Source organism: Alkalihalophilus pseudofirmus OF4 (genome assembly GCF_000005825.2).
GTDB classification, from domain to species: Bacteria; Bacillota; Bacilli; order Bacillales; family Bacillaceae_D; genus Alkalihalophilus; species Alkalihalophilus pseudofirmus.
This window is the reverse complement of record NC_013791.2, coordinates 2,378,602-2,392,874: the sequence shown is the minus strand read 5'-3', so window position 1 is coordinate 2,392,874 and position 14,273 is coordinate 2,378,602. Positions and strand designations below refer to the sequence as shown.

Genomic DNA, 14,273 nt, shown 5'->3' with positions numbered 1-14,273 from the left:
TAAATAAGGAGGCATTTAGCGATGCAGATGAGCTTAGAGAAGGTAAGTGTGAGAGGACTTCATACAATGACGGATTTGACTCTTCAAGAGATTGACTGGATTTTAGCTGAGGCTGAAGCATTCTCCAAGGGAATGAGCTGGAGACCTTTAAATCAACTGTTTGTTGCCAACTTATTTTTTGAGCCGAGCACCCGTACAAAAATGAGTTTTGAAGTTGCTGAACGAAAGCTTGGACTAGAAATTCTCTCTTTTGACGGAGAAACATCAAGCGTACAAAAAGGAGAAACTTTGTATGATACAGCTAAAACACTTGAGTCAATCGGTGCGAACGCTCTAGTCATCAGACATCCGCAAAATGAGTATTACGAAGAAATCAAAAGTAAGCTCGAAATTCCAGTCATAAATGCAGGGGATGGTTGCGGCCAGCACCCTACACAATCACTGTTGGACCTTCTTACGATTAAACAAGAGTTTGGAACATTTCAAGGTCTCAGGGTCGTAATCTGCGGTGATCTCAGGCATAGCCGCGTCGCACGTTCTAATGCAGAAATCTTAACTAGATTAGGTGCAAATGTGATGATCTCTGGACCAAAAGAATGGATGGAAGGTTTCGGCAGCCACTATCGTTATATTTCAATGGACACAGCAGCTGAGAAGTCTGATGTCATGATGCTGCTTCGAATCCAAAATGAACGCCATCAACAAAATAATGCACTTACAAATGAGCTTTATCATAGCCGCTTTGGATTAACAGTTGAAAGAGAAGCAAGAATGCAAAAACATGCCATTATTATGCATCCGGCACCTGTAAATAGAGGGGTAGAAATTGCAAGTGAGTTAGTAGAATCAAGACGGTCTAGAATTTTTAAACAAATGCAAAATGGGGTCTATGTTCGTATGGCAGTCCTAAAGCGTGCATTAGAACAAATTCAATAAGACCAAATCAATAAATGGGGGAATGAATGATGATTACAACATTAAAAAACGGCTTCATCTTATCAGAATCTGGTGAATTAGTAAGAGCAGATGTTTCTTTTGAAAATGGAAAAGTAGTGAGCACCATCCCAAACGATGCAGAGCAACAGATCATCGATGTGGCAGGAAAGTTAATCACTCCAGGATTTGTTGATGTGCATGTACACCTCCGTGAGCCCGGCGGTGAAAAGAAAGAAACGATCGAGACGGGAACTAAAGCGGCAGCAAGAGGTGGATTCACGACCATTTGTGCAATGCCTAATACAAGACCTACACCTGACACAAAGGAACAACTTAACTGGATGAATGATCGCATTAAAGAGACAGCAAGTGTAAATGTACTGCCTTATGCAGCGATTACGACACGATTGCTTGGCCGTGAATTAACCAATTTCGAAGAGTTAAAAGAGTCAGGTGCATTTGCATTCACTGATGATGGTGTTGGAATTCAGTCAGCTAGTATGATGCTAGAAGCGATGAGAAAGGCAGCAGCACTTGATATGGCGATTGTTGCTCACTGTGAAGAAAATACACTTATTCAAAATGGTTCAGTACATGAAGGACGTTTCTCTAAAGAAAATGGCTTGAATGGCATTCCTTCAGTATGTGAATCCGTACATATTGCAAGAGACGTGCTGCTCGCTGAAGCTGCAGGTGTTCATTATCATGTGTGTCATATTTCAACAAAAGAATCAGTCCGAGTGGTACGTGATGCCAAACGCGCTGGTATACGAGTAACAGCAGAAGTAACACCGCACCACTTGCTCCTATGTGAGGACGACATTGACGGGCTGGATGCAAACTATAAAATGAATCCTCCCCTTCGCAGCAAGGAAGATCAGGAGGCATTAATTGAGGGACTGCTAGATGGAACGATCGATTTCATTGCGACCGATCATGCACCGCATACAGCTGAAGAGAAAGCACAAGGAATCGATCGTGCACCATTTGGCATTGTAGGTCTTGAAACTGCATTTACCTTACTAAATACACATCTAGTGAAGAAGAACGTGATTACATTAAAACAGCTGATTGATTGGCTGACAGTAGCACCAGCCAAAACATTTAAGCTGAATGCGGGTGGATTAAAAGAAGGTGCTGCGGCAGACCTTTGTGTGATTGACTTAGAGCAGGTGGAAACGATTAACCCAGATGATTTTGCATCTAAAGGTAAAAATACACCTTTTAAAGGCTGGAAGACAACAGGGTGGCCGATGATGACTTTTGTTGGCGGTGAACTTGTATGGGAAAAGGAGCGTGTAAAGTAATGAAAAGACAATTAATTTTAGAGGATGGGACGTATTTTGTGGGCAGAGGATTTGGAGCAGATACGGAACTAAAAGGAGAAGTAGTCTTTAATACAGGAATGACAGGTTATCAGGAAATATTATCTGACCCTTCTTACTGCGGTCAAATTGTTACATTGACTTACCCGCTGATTGGAAACTATGGAATCAATCGTGATGATTTTGAATCAATTACACCTGCCATTCATGGTTTGATTGTAAGAGAAGTAGAGCGCGAGCCTAGCCATTGGAAGAATGAAGAATCACTTCATACATTTCTTCAGGCAAGAGGAATCCCAGGATTAGAAGGAATCGACACACGTAAGCTTACTCGATTAATTCGTGAGCACGGCACCTTAAGAGGGCGCATTTGTTCAATGGATGTAGATCGTGACGAAATCGTACAAGAGCTTTCAAACAGTGGATGGCAGCACGATCAAGTTGAAACGGTTTCTGTAAGAGATGCGTACCATGCACCAGGCAAAGAAGAACGAATTGTGTTGGTCGACTTCGGTATGAAGCATGGCATTTTACAGTCATTGATCGAGCGACATTGTGATGTGGTTGTTGTGCCATATGACACGAGTGCAGAAGAAATTCTCAGACTTAGACCGGATGGGATTTTACTAAGCAATGGCCCAGGTAATCCAGAAGATGTACCTCAAGCAATCACGATGATTCAAGAACTTTTAGGGAAGGTGCCGATCTTTGGAATTTGTCTAGGACATCAGCTTTTAGCACTTGCTTCAGGTGCGACGACAAGTAAATTACGCTTTGGCCACCGTGGCTCTAACCACCCAGTAAGAGAAATTGCCACTGGCAAAATCGATATCACTGCTCAAAACCATGGCTATACGGTTGATAAAGAGAGTCTAGTAAACACAAGACTTGAAATGACACATGAGGCTGTAAATGATGGAACAGTAGAAGGATTGAAGCATCTCGATTATCCAGCTTTTAGTGTTCAATATCATCCAGAAGCATCGCCAGGTCCTGAAGATGCAAGTTATCTATTTGATGCATTTTTACACATGATAGCGGAAGAGAAAAAATCAAAAGAAATTCAAGCAATCTAAATAAGCATTTAATGCATCGATAGACCATCACAATACAATGGAAATGCCGAGAGGAGTTTTTTAATAATGGGTAAACGTACGGACATTCAAAAAATCTTAGTCATAGGGTCAGGTCCCATTGTCATTGGTCAAGCAGCGGAATTTGATTATGCAGGAACTCAAGCTTGCCAAGCGTTAAAAGAAGAAGGGTATGAAGTCATTTTAATCAATTCAAATCCTGCCACAATCATGACAGATACAACAATGGCTGATCGTGTGTATATTGAGCCGATTACACTTGAATTCGTCAGCCGAATTATCCGCCAAGAGCGTCCTTGTGGAATTGTAGCCACTTTAGGGGGACAAACTGGTCTTAATATGGCAATGGAGCTTGATGAATCAGGAATATTAGATGCCTATAATATTGAATTACTCGGTACCGATTTAAAAGCAATTAAACAAGCTGAAGATAGAGAGCAGTTTCGTGCATTAATGAATGAATTAAATGAACCAGTGCCTGAGAGTGAAATTGTTCATACAGTTGAAGAAGCGCAAGTATTTGTCCGGAAAATCGGCTATCCGATCATCGTTCGTCCTGCATATACACTAGGTGGAACAGGCGGCGGTATTGTTCATAATGATGAGGAATTAATCGAGATCGTATCTAGCGGCCTTAAATACAGCCCTGTAACGCAATGTTTAGTAGAAAAAAGCATTGCTGGGTTTAAAGAAGTAGAGTATGAAGTCATGCGAGATGCATCAGATCAAGCAATCGTTGTATGTAACATGGAAAACTTTGATCCAGTCGGAGTGCATACAGGAGATTCAATCGTATTTGCACCAAGCCAAACACTAACGGATCGTGATTATCAAATGCTCCGTAATTCATCTTTAAAAATCATTCGTGCATTAGGGATTGAAGGAGGATGCAACGTTCAGTTTGCGCTAGATGCAGATAGCGATCAGTACTATATTATCGAAGTGAACCCGAGGGTCAGCCGTTCTTCTGCACTTGCAAGTAAAGCAACAGGGTATCCGATTGCAAAAATGGCTGCCAAGATTGCTGTAGGGTATGCACTTGATGAAATTCAAAACCCGGTTACAAAAACAACGTATGCCAGCTTTGAGCCTGCCCTAGATTATGTAGTATCTAAAATTCCGCGCTGGCCTTTTGATAAATTTGAAGCGGCTAATCGTAGGTTAGGAACGCAAATGAAGGCAACAGGGGAAGTTATGGCGATCGGACGCAACCTAGAAGAATCTTTATTAAAAGCAGTTCGCTCTCTTGAAGCAGGGTATGATCATTTGTTTGATGCAGACGTAACAAATTTAGAAACAAATGAATTAAAAGAGAAAGTTACGAAGCCGGATGATCAACGAATCTTTGCCCTCACTGAATTACTAAGAAGAGAAGTTAAAGTAGAAGAGCTGCATGAACTGACAGATATTGATCGCTTCTTTTTACAAAAACTCAATCGAATCGTGGCTTTAGAGAACAAGCTGGGTGAGCACAATGGAGACCTTGATGTGTTGAAGGAAGCTAAAGAACGAGGATTCTGTGATTCTCAAGTAGCAAAGCTTTGGAATCTCACAGAGGATGCAGTCTATGAAACTCGGATGGAAGAGGGAATTGCCCCAGTATATAAAATGGTAGATACATGTTCAGCAGAATTTGAATCTCGCACCCCTTATTACTACGGGACGTATGAAGAGGAAATGGAATCTGTTCGTACAAGCAAAAAGAGCATTCTTGTATTAGGATCAGGCCCGATCCGTATTGGTCAAGGGATTGAATTTGATTATGCAACGGTTCATACGGTATGGGCGATTAAAGAAGCAGGGTATGAAGCAATCATTATGAATAATAATCCAGAAACCGTATCGACTGATTTTAGTACATCCGACAAGCTGTACTTTGAGCCATTGACGGTAGAGGATGTAATGCATGTAGTGAATCATGAAAAGCCAGAAGGTGTGATTGTTCAATTCGGGGGACAGACAGCGATTAATCTAGCGGATCAATTAGCTGCGCGCGGAGTAAAAATCATTGGAACATCTCTAGAAGATATGGACCGTGCAGAGGATCGCGATAAATTCGAACAAACATTAATGGCGCTAGATATCCCGCAGCCATTAGGTAAAACAGCAACATCCGTTGAACAAGCAGTGAAAATTGCTGCAAATATCGGCTACCCAGTGCTAGTCAGACCATCATATGTACTCGGCGGCCGCGCGATGGAAATTGTGTATAAAGAAGAAGAACTGCTGCACTATATGACGCACGCAGTGAAAATTAATCCAAAACACCCAGTCTTAATCGACCGCTATCTAACAGGAAAAGAGCTAGAAGTAGATGCGATTTCTGATGGAGAGAATGTATATATTCCGGGAATGATGGAACACATCGAACGTGCAGGGGTGCACTCAGGGGACTCAATCGCTGTCTATCCGCCGCAAACGGTGCCTGATCACCTTAAACAGAAAATTATTGACCGTACGATTGCCATTGCTCGGGGGTTAAACATTGTGGGGCTGTTAAATATTCAATATGTATGGCATCAAGATGAAGTGTATGTACTAGAAGTAAACCCAAGATCAAGTCGTACCGTTCCATTTTTAAGTAAAATCACGGGCGTTTCGATGGCTAATCTAGCAACCAAAGTGATGCTCGGTCAAACCTTGCCGGAGCTAGGATATCAAACAGGTTATCATCCCGAATCTGTTGTTGTTTCTGTCAAAGTACCTGTGTTCTCATTTGCGAAGCTGCGCCGAGTAGATATCACGCTTGGACCTGAAATGAAATCGACTGGTGAAGTAATGGGTCGTGATGTGACTTTAGAAAAAGCATTATACAAAGGGTTAATTGCTTCTGGAATGAAAATACCAACTCACGGTTCTGTACTGTTTACAATTGCTGATAAAGACAAAGAAGAAGCGCTTAGTTTAGTAGAACGCTTTAATAAGATCGGCTACAACATTCTTGCTACAGCTGGTACTGCTCAATTTATCAAAGAGCTTGGCATCCCTGTAACAACTGTGAACAAAATCGGTGAAGAAAAACCGCACTTACTCGATGTGATTAGACAAGGTGAAGCGCAGTTTGTCATCAACACCTTAACTCGCGGTAAACAGCCAGCACGTGACGGATTCAGAATCCGCCGTGAAGCGGTAGAAAACGGGGTCGTTTGCTTAACATCAATTGATACAGCAGATGCACTTCTTAGTGTGTTGGAATCTATCACATTTACTTCAGAATCCATGCCTCATATGCAAGCACCAAAAGGGGGAGTCAAGCATGCAGAAGCAAGCAATGTTGAAAGTGGAAAGTCAACGGTTAGTAGCGGATCGTATCTATGAGCTGATATGCAGCGGCGAGCAAGTGAAGCAGATGGTGAATCCTGGCCAATTTGTGCATCTTAAAACAGGCTCATTTGATGATTTGTTGTTAAGACGTCCATTAAGTATATGTGATGTTGACCGCTCCACAGAAACTCTTAAAATGATTTATCGAGTGGAAGGAAAGGGAACCGAAAGGCTGTCTCACAAAAAGAGCGGGGATGAGATTGATTTACTAGGACCGCTTGGGACAGGATTTCCGGTAGAGGAAGCACAGCCAGGAGAGACGGCTCTTCTGGTTGGGGGCGGAATAGGTGTACCACCGCTGTATTATCTATCAAAGCAATTAATTAGTCGCGGGGTCCGAGTTATTCATGTACTCGGATTCCAATCCAAAAAAGACGTGTTTTATGAAGGAGAATTCAAGCAGCTAGGGGACACATATATAGCGACAGTGGATGGTACTTATGCGACGAACGGATTTGTTACTGATGCAATAGATGAGATGGAACTCCAATCAGATATCGTATACAGCTGCGGACCAACACCAATGCTTCGTGCGTTAAGTGATTTGTACAAAGGTAAACGAGCATATGTGTCATTAGAAGAGAGAATGGGCTGCGGCATTGGAGCTTGCTTTGCATGTGTATGTCATACCGAAGATGATCCTACAGGCACAAGCTACCGCAAAGTATGTACGGATGGTCCAGTATTTAAAGTCGGGGAGGTTGTGATATGAGTCGCTTAAATACAAATCGCTTGAATATCGAATTGCCAGGACTTTCATTAAAGAACCCGATAATGCCAGCTTCAGGATGCTTTGGATTTGGGGCTGAATATGCTGAGTTTTATAACTTAGATCTGTTAGGGGCGATCATGATTAAAGCAACGACTGCTGAAGCTCGCTTTGGAAATCCGACTCCGCGTGTAGCTGAAACGACAGCAGGAATGCTGAATGCTATCGGGCTTCAAAATCCTGGTTTAGAAGGTGTACTGACAAAAGAACTTCCGAGACTGAGTCAATACGATGTGCCAATCATTGCAAATGTGGCAGGAGCACAAATGGAGGATTATGTTGAGGTTGCTAGAGAACTTTCACAAAGTCCAACTGTGGCAGCACTGGAATTAAATATTTCTTGTCCGAACGTAAAACAAGGCGGAATTGCATTTGGAACGGTCCCAGAAGTAGCCGCTGAATTAACCGCAGCGGTCAAACAAGTTTCAACTAAACCCGTATACGTTAAGCTCTCTCCAAATGTATCTGATATTGTGGAAATGGCAAAAGCAGTAGAAGCGGCAGGAGCTGATGGATTATCGATGATTAATACGTTGCTTGGCATGAGAATTGATTTAAAATCTCGAAAGCCTATATTAGCAAACGGAGCAGGCGGACTATCTGGACCTGCTATTAAGCCGGTCGCTATACGAATGATTCATCAAGTAAGCCAGGCTGTTTCCATACCGATTATCGGAATGGGAGGAGTCCAGGCGGTGGACGATGTTATTGAAATGATGCTGGCAGGGGCAAGTGCTGTGGCTATTGGTACGGCAAATTTCGTAGATCCTTATATCTGCCCAAATATTATTAAAGAACTACCGGATAAATTAGATGAATTAGGTGTAGATCATATAACCGATTTAATCGGAGGGAGTTGGAAGGAATTATGCAGCGTCCGCTAATTGTAGCTTTAGATGTTCATCAAAAAGAGGCTAGAGATAGACTTTTAGAAACATTTAAGCATGATTCGATTTATATGAAAGTGGGTATGGAACTTTATTACCAAGAAGGTCCTAGAATCATTGAACAATTAAAAAAAGATGGCCATCATGTTTTCTTAGATTTAAAGCTGCATGATATTCCCAATACTGTTGGCCGAGCGATGAAAGTATTAAGCAGTTTGGAAGTAGACATGATAAATGTGCATGCAGCAGGCGGTCGTAAAATGATGGAAGCAGCTCTTGAAGGTTTAGAAGCAGGAAAACCTGCAAATGCTCCTAGACCGAAGTTGATCGCTGTAACACAATTAACAAGTACAGATCAAGAGATGCTGACAGATGAACTACTTATTAAAGAAGAGATCGCACATGTCGTTTCAACTTATGCTGCATTAGCTAAAAAAAGCGGGTTAGACGGCGTAGTGAGCTCCGCCTTAGAAGTCCCGCTTATTCACGAAGTATGCGGAGAAGATTTTCTCACTGTCACTCCAGGCATACGCAGACTTAGTGATGCCAAAGGAGATCAAAAACGAATTGTCACCCCAATGAAAGCAAAAGAGCTTGGGAGCTGGGGGATTGTCGTAGGAAGAAGCATTACAGAATCGATTGACCCATACCAAACCTACTTGGAAATGAAAAAAGAATGGGAGGAAGGAAAATGAACAAACAAATTGCAGCATCCTTACTTGATATTGAAGCGGTCACCCTTTCGCCAAATGAGCCTTTTACATGGAGCTCAGGTATAAAATCGCCGATCTACTGTGATAACCGTATGACTCTATCTTATCCAAACGTCCGTCGCATGATCGCAGGTGAATTTGAAACATTAATCAAAGAAAAGTTTCCAGATGTAGATGTGATTGCTGGAACGGCTACTGCTGGTATTCCACATGCGGCATGGGTAAGCGAACTGCTTGAGCTGCCGATGGTGTATGTACGCGGGAGTGCAAAAGGGCATGGAAAACAAAATCAAATTGAAGGGAAACTTTCGTCTGGCCAGAAAGTGGTCATTATTGAAGACTTAATTTCAACTGGAGGAAGTGCTATAAAAGCAGCAGAAGCGCTAAGAGAAGCTGGCGCGAACGTATTAGGTGTGGCAGCAATCTTTACTTATGAATTAGCTGATGCGAAGACGAACTTTAAAGAGGCGGACCTAGAAACCTCTGTTTTAACAACTTTTTCAACTCTGCTTGATGTTGCCAAAGGCCGTGGTACAATTAGTGGAGAAGAAGAAAAAAAGCTGCTTGCCTGGAGCAATGACCCTTCTTCTGTTAAGTGGACTTAATAAAAAAGGGTGAAGACGGATGAGAAAAATGGATGGTGCAGAGTTTGATTCCCTCGTTTCTTTTTTTGATGGAATGGCAAGAACGAATTGGCTGAGTAAAGTGCATGATCAATTAAAAGAAATGAGCGGAACATGGCGTTCCAAAGAGATCCTAGATGTTGGCTGCGGCACAGGCCGTCTGTTGACAAGAGGTTTGAATGAGGCTGATCGTATAGTCGGAGTAGATCTATCCGAAGAAATGATCACAGCTGCAAAGGAGCTATTTCAAACGAGTAATACAGATACGAAAAATGATTTCATCGTAGGCGATGCCTATCATCTGCCTTTTGAAGACGAGACATTTGATTGTGCGCTATCCACGTGTGTGATGTTTTTGCTGCCAGAGCCAGAAAAAGGCATTACAGAAATGCTGCGAGTGACAAAAAAATCTGGTACGATCGTGATGTTAAATCCGAGTGAAACAATGAATCCTGAGCGAGCCTCATCTTATGCAGACCGCAACCAGATGACAGGGTTTGAAAAAGAGACCTTAGTTAAATGGTCGAATGTATCTACGAGACGGCATAGGTATTCAGAGCAATCTCTTTCAAGCGTATTAACAAAGCTTGGAGCAAAAAAGGTCACTCATCAACCTGTGGTAGGAGGTCTTGCGATGATTACGGTGGCCCAAAAATAATACATATAAAAAAAGAGTATGGGAATCCATACTCTTTTTGATTTAAGAATCTTTTTTGAATAATTCCAGCATGGCATAGAAAGCCTCTACTCCTTGAAACATAAAGATACCTACAGCTGTTACTGACAGCAATCCAATCAAAATGAAACGAACGAGTATCATCGTTATTCCCCCTCTACGTATATGAATTATGAATAATTAGAGTAAAAAAAAGAGAATAAGAATTCATTTGACCGGTACTTTCTAATGGTTAGAAATAACTGTAATCTTCTTTTATACCATTCCGGATTGTGATAAAGAAGTATTGTAAGATGAATCAATATAAAGAGAATCAAACTTTGGTTTAGATTTAGTGTAAAAGCAGTTTTGTGCTCTTGTTTATAGGATGTTTCTGGTTCAAGCTCAAGCGAATAGAAGCTAGCGCCGTTAACCGGCAGGTCATACGCATAGGGCTGATCAGATTGTTTTGGATAAAACATAATCAATGCCACAAATATAATAAAGGAGATTTTTATCCTATGATTCATTGAAAACCCCCCCTAAAACGTTTCCTACATCATATCTTATCTTTTACTGCTTGCCTAGTATTCTTGAAAATAAAAACTCACTAACAACTATGCAGCATGCCTCAATGTTAGTGAGTTAAAAGGGGATATTCAATTACTTATCCGAACCAAATTTCTCTTCAATGTTTTGATCAAAAACAAATACACTCATCCCAAAATCTCTTTCAATATCAATATCAACAAACAAGTCAATAAAATGACACTGAAGCAGTTCTTCCATTTCAATTGGGTGATTTTTACGATACATATCTTTGACCATTTCGGTACGAGCAGACCTAAGCATTTGCTTTCCGTCGTCTGCACTGGCTATAAATCGTTCGATTGGAGAAAGGTTTCCTTCCATCTCACATATAGCCCAATTTTTACAAAAGGTCGTTTGGATTTTACCCGGCCCTTTACCCATATGTTTTTTGCGGAATGAGCGAACGACATTGCTAAATTCTGCTTCATATTTATTCATCTGTGTCAGTCCTTTTTATATAATCATAGATTCCTTTATAAATCTATGAAATATCGTAGACCTCATACAAAAAATTGTCAACTTGCTACTTGGCTGCCTTCTGCTTTTTGGGCCTCTTTTAGCTGCTTAATGTCTGAACGTATAAAGATTGATACAATAAGAGCAACGACAAACATTCCAGTGAAAATGTATAATGTTCCTGCATAGCTGTTCGTCGTTTCACGAATCGTTGAAGCGAGTATCGGACCGACTAACCCTGCTAGCGCCCATGCAGTTAAAATATATCCATGAATGGCACCAAGCTGTTTTGTTCCGAATATATCACCAATATAAGCTGGGATGGCTGCAAATCCACCGCCGTAGCACGTTAGAATTAAAAATACAACGGCTTGGAAAGCAATCGCATGTGATAGGGACGGGAGCAGCATGAATGATGCAATTTGGATAATGAAAAAGGTTGTATACACATTTGGACGACCGATGTAGTCAGAGATGGAGGCCCAGCCGATTCGTCCAAATCCATTAAATAACCCCATAATTCCAACCATTGTAGCAGCAGCTACTGCTGACATGCCGGCTATTTCTTGAGCCATTGGAGAGGCTACTGAAATTATGGCAATTCCACACGTTACATTAATAAATAACATGATCCATAAATACCAGAAGCGCTTTGTTTTAACAGCTTCATTCGCAGTTAATTGAGATAGATCAGCAACAGGCTTTTTATCGCCTGATTGAATTTTCTCTTCAAATCCCTTAGGCATCCATCCTTTTGGGGGCGGAGCAAGGTAGCTTGCAGACCCCAGCATTACGACTAAGTAAACGACACCTAAAATGTAAAATGTATTTGCAATGCCAACTGAGTTGATCAGGCTGTTCATGATAGGGCTTGCAATCATTGCTGCAAAGCCAAATCCCATAATAGCTAGTCCAGTAGCTAATCCTCTGCGGTCTGGAAACCATTTAACAAGGGTTGAAACAGGGGTTATATACCCAACCCCGAGTCCAATTCCTCCGAGGACCCCATATGTAACATATAATAGAAAAATTGATTCAATACTTGTAGCAAAGCCAGCTCCTATGGTTCCTATCCCAAAGAAAATGGCTGCAACAATTCCAGATTTCCTTGGTCCATGTTTTTCCACAAAATGACCCATAAAAGCAGCTGATACTCCCAAAAACAAAATAGCAATACTAAATGTTAATGAAACAGCACTAAGTGACCAGCCATATGCTTCAATTAACGGGTTAGTGAAAACACTCCAAGCATACACAGAACCGATGGAAATATGTATACCTACTGCACTAAGGGCAATAAGCCAGCGGTTTTTTGTTGTCTCCATATCATGTTCCTCCTCTTTTCTTTTATCTCTCTGCCAAAAGGAATATTTCCACATAAAAAAACCGACAAGTCTTAGATTGATTCATATACAATACACTTACTGTACATGAATGAACCTATAACTTGACGGTTAATCATCAGCAGGGACTCTACTCACTAATCAAACATCAATCATTCTTTTAGGTGTGCCTTATGTTATGGTCGGTAGCAGGGACGCTGCTCCGTAGCATGACATAATCACAATTGTTGAACATTTGTCACAATTTTATCATGGAAACGTATTCACAGACAAGGAAAAATTCATACAAATTTAAAATTTGATGTAATAAAGACAATGAGCATTGTGTATTCCATGTTAATCGGAAAAAACTTTAAGGTTGTGAAATGAAGAAGTTTATGCTTTCATAGATGGTAACTTTAACTTGCTTGTTAAAAAGAAAGGGGTTTCCGGTCGGGATAGTCACAAAAACATCAATAATGAAAATGAATAGTTATACAAAGTTTAGAAAGAACATGAATCAATTAAATATATTGAAAGCGGGTGGTTAAATGAATAAAGCAGCAGATCAATTCAACCGGCCCCTAAGAGACCTTAGAATTTCAGTTACAGATCGCTGTAACTTTAGATGTCATTATTGTATGCCTAAAGAGGTATTCGGTCCTGATTACCCTTTTTTAAAGAAGGACGAGCTCCTTAGTTTTGAGGAAATTACAAGACTTACTACTCTTTTTACAAAAGCTTCATCAATTGAGAAGCTGCGTATTACAGGCGGGGAGCCGCTGATGCGTAAAGATGTTGATCAATTAATTGATCAGCTCCGTCGGGCAACAAAGATTGACGATATTGCGATGACAACGAACGGAGTAATGCTTCCTAAAATGGCCAGCCGTTTAAAAGAAGCTGGATTAAAAAGAGTGACCGTCAGCTTAGACAGCTTAAATGATAAGCGATTCGGTGAGATTAATGGACGAGGCATAGGGGTAGATCAAGTACTTAAAGGGATGGATGCAGCAGCGGAAGCAGGGCTTGGTGTTAAGGTGAATATGGTTGTTCAAAAAGGGGTTAACGACCATGAAATTCTTCCAATGACAACGTTTTTTAGAAAAAAAGGCTACACCTTAAGGTTGATTGAATATATGGATGTTGGAACGAGCAATGGATGGAGATTAAATGATGTTCTGACTAAACGGGAAATGATCGAAAAGATTAATCAAGTGATGCCTATACAACCGATCGCCCCGCGTTATGAAGGAGAAGTAGCAACGAGGTATCGTTTTATTGGTTCAGATGACGAAATCGGGATTATCTCCTCTGTTTCAGATGCCTTTTGCGCTTCGTGTAACCGTGCAAGAATATCCGTTGAAGGGAAACTTTATACATGTTTATTTGCGACCAAGGGAACTGATTTTAAGCAGATGCTTCGTGATGGTTCGGCAGATGAGGACATTATTTATCAAATCCATTCAGTCTGGAATAGGCGGGATGATCAATACTCTATTGAGAGAACCGAGGAATCTTCTAGAAATAGAGAAAAAATTGAAATGTCACATATAGGTGGATAAAAAACAAAGAGAG

13 protein-coding genes are annotated in these 14,273 nt (G+C 41.1%); 10 read left to right on the top strand and 3 right to left on the bottom strand.

Annotated features, from left to right (window positions below; translation table 11 throughout):
- The first annotated feature begins 48 nt into the window (after nucleotides 1-48).
- The 9 genes from BPOF4_RS12070 (at nucleotide 49) to BPOF4_RS12030 (ending at nucleotide 10,329) form a co-directional block, all read left to right on the top strand.
- Nucleotides 49-936, top strand: coding sequence for an aspartate carbamoyltransferase catalytic subunit (locus BPOF4_RS12070; protein ID WP_139314700.1), 888 nt, complete (start codon nucleotides 49-51; stop codon nucleotides 934-936).
- 29 nt (nucleotides 937-965) lie between these two features.
- A complete protein-coding gene (locus BPOF4_RS12065; RefSeq protein ID WP_012959461.1) occupies nucleotides 966-2,243 on the top strand; it encodes a dihydroorotase in 1,278 nt (425 codons plus the stop codon).
- Nucleotides 2,243-3,337, top strand: coding sequence for a carbamoyl phosphate synthase small subunit (locus BPOF4_RS12060; RefSeq protein WP_012959460.1), 1,095 nt, complete (start codon nucleotides 2,243-2,245; stop codon nucleotides 3,335-3,337). The genes BPOF4_RS12065 and BPOF4_RS12060 overlap by 1 nt, the downstream gene beginning before the upstream one ends.
- A gap of 66 nt (nucleotides 3,338-3,403) precedes the next feature.
- Nucleotides 3,404-6,673, top strand: a complete 3,270-nt coding sequence (gene carB, locus BPOF4_RS12055) for a carbamoyl-phosphate synthase large subunit (RefSeq protein ID WP_012959459.1) — start codon at nucleotides 3,404-3,406, stop codon at nucleotides 6,671-6,673.
- A complete protein-coding gene (locus BPOF4_RS12050; RefSeq protein ID WP_012959458.1) occupies nucleotides 6,612-7,391 on the top strand; it encodes a dihydroorotate dehydrogenase electron transfer subunit in 780 nt (259 codons plus the stop codon). Before carB ends, BPOF4_RS12050 begins: the two co-directional genes overlap by 62 nt.
- Nucleotides 7,388-8,332 (top strand): dihydroorotate dehydrogenase, encoded by a 945-nt coding sequence (locus tag BPOF4_RS12045; RefSeq protein ID WP_012959457.1) that lies wholly within the window; start codon nucleotides 7,388-7,390, stop codon nucleotides 8,330-8,332. Before BPOF4_RS12050 ends, BPOF4_RS12045 begins: the two co-directional genes overlap by 4 nt.
- A complete protein-coding gene (pyrF, locus tag BPOF4_RS12040) occupies nucleotides 8,317-9,030 on the top strand; it encodes an orotidine-5'-phosphate decarboxylase (RefSeq protein WP_012959456.1) in 714 nt (237 codons plus the stop codon). Before BPOF4_RS12045 ends, pyrF begins: the two co-directional genes overlap by 16 nt.
- A complete protein-coding gene (gene pyrE / locus BPOF4_RS12035) occupies nucleotides 9,027-9,653 on the top strand; it encodes an orotate phosphoribosyltransferase (protein WP_012959455.1) in 627 nt (208 codons plus the stop codon). The genes pyrF and pyrE overlap by 4 nt, the downstream gene beginning before the upstream one ends.
- 19 nt (nucleotides 9,654-9,672) lie before the next feature.
- Nucleotides 9,673-10,329: a class I SAM-dependent methyltransferase gene (locus BPOF4_RS12030; protein ID WP_012959454.1), complete on the top strand. Its 657-nt coding sequence runs from the start codon at nucleotides 9,673-9,675 to the stop codon at nucleotides 10,327-10,329.
- A 188-nt stretch (nucleotides 10,330-10,517) separates the two neighbouring features.
- Here the strand turns inward: BPOF4_RS12030 and BPOF4_RS12025 are convergent, their stop codons facing one another.
- From BPOF4_RS12025 to BPOF4_RS12015, 3 genes are all read right to left on the bottom strand, one after another.
- Nucleotides 10,518-10,856 carry a hypothetical protein gene (locus BPOF4_RS12025; RefSeq protein ID WP_012959452.1) on the bottom strand — a complete coding sequence of 113 codons (339 nt, stop codon included), beginning with the start codon at nucleotides 10,854-10,856 and terminating at the stop codon, nucleotides 10,518-10,520.
- Between the two features lie 133 nt (nucleotides 10,857-10,989).
- Nucleotides 10,990-11,355, bottom strand: coding sequence for a Na-translocating system protein MpsC family protein (locus BPOF4_RS12020; RefSeq protein WP_012959451.1), 366 nt, complete (start codon nucleotides 11,353-11,355; stop codon nucleotides 10,990-10,992).
- Nucleotides 11,356-11,432: 77 nt separating this feature from the next.
- Nucleotides 11,433-12,698, bottom strand: a complete 1,266-nt coding sequence (locus BPOF4_RS12015) for an L-lactate MFS transporter (protein ID WP_012959450.1) — start codon at nucleotides 12,696-12,698, stop codon at nucleotides 11,433-11,435.
- A 548-nt stretch (nucleotides 12,699-13,246) separates the two neighbouring features.
- Between BPOF4_RS12015 and moaA the strand changes: the two genes are divergently transcribed.
- A complete protein-coding gene (gene moaA, locus BPOF4_RS12010; RefSeq protein WP_041822476.1) occupies nucleotides 13,247-14,260 on the top strand; it encodes a GTP 3',8-cyclase MoaA in 1,014 nt (337 codons plus the stop codon).
- Nucleotides 14,261-14,273 lie beyond the last annotated feature (13 nt).

Bases quoted from the DNA above. Each gene is read 5' to 3' on its own strand.
- BPOF4_RS12065 (WP_012959461.1), top strand. From the start codon at position 966: ATGATTACAACATTAAAAAACGGCTTCATCTTATCAGAATCTGGTGAA.
- BPOF4_RS12060 (WP_012959460.1), top strand. From the start codon at position 2,243: ATGAAAAGACAATTAATTTTAGAGGATGGGACGTATTTTGTGGGCAGA.
- carB (WP_012959459.1), top strand. From the start codon at position 3,404: ATGGGTAAACGTACGGACATTCAAAAAATCTTAGTCATAGGGTCAGGT.
- BPOF4_RS12050 (WP_012959458.1), top strand. From the start codon at position 6,612: ATGCAGAAGCAAGCAATGTTGAAAGTGGAAAGTCAACGGTTAGTAGCG.
- BPOF4_RS12045 (WP_012959457.1), top strand. From the start codon at position 7,388: ATGAGTCGCTTAAATACAAATCGCTTGAATATCGAATTGCCAGGACTT.
- pyrF (WP_012959456.1), top strand. From the start codon at position 8,317: ATGCAGCGTCCGCTAATTGTAGCTTTAGATGTTCATCAAAAAGAGGCT.
- pyrE (WP_012959455.1), top strand. From the start codon at position 9,027: ATGAACAAACAAATTGCAGCATCCTTACTTGATATTGAAGCGGTCACC.
- BPOF4_RS12030 (WP_012959454.1), top strand. From the start codon at position 9,673: ATGAGAAAAATGGATGGTGCAGAGTTTGATTCCCTCGTTTCTTTTTTT.
- BPOF4_RS12025 (WP_012959452.1), bottom strand. From the start codon at position 10,856: ATGAATCATAGGATAAAAATCTCCTTTATTATATTTGTGGCATTGATT.
- BPOF4_RS12020 (WP_012959451.1), bottom strand. From the start codon at position 11,355: ATGAATAAATATGAAGCAGAATTTAGCAATGTCGTTCGCTCATTCCGC.
- BPOF4_RS12015 (WP_012959450.1), bottom strand. From the start codon at position 12,698: ATGGAGACAACAAAAAACCGCTGGCTTATTGCCCTTAGTGCAGTAGGT.
- moaA (WP_041822476.1), top strand. From the start codon at position 13,247: ATGAATAAAGCAGCAGATCAATTCAACCGGCCCCTAAGAGACCTTAGA.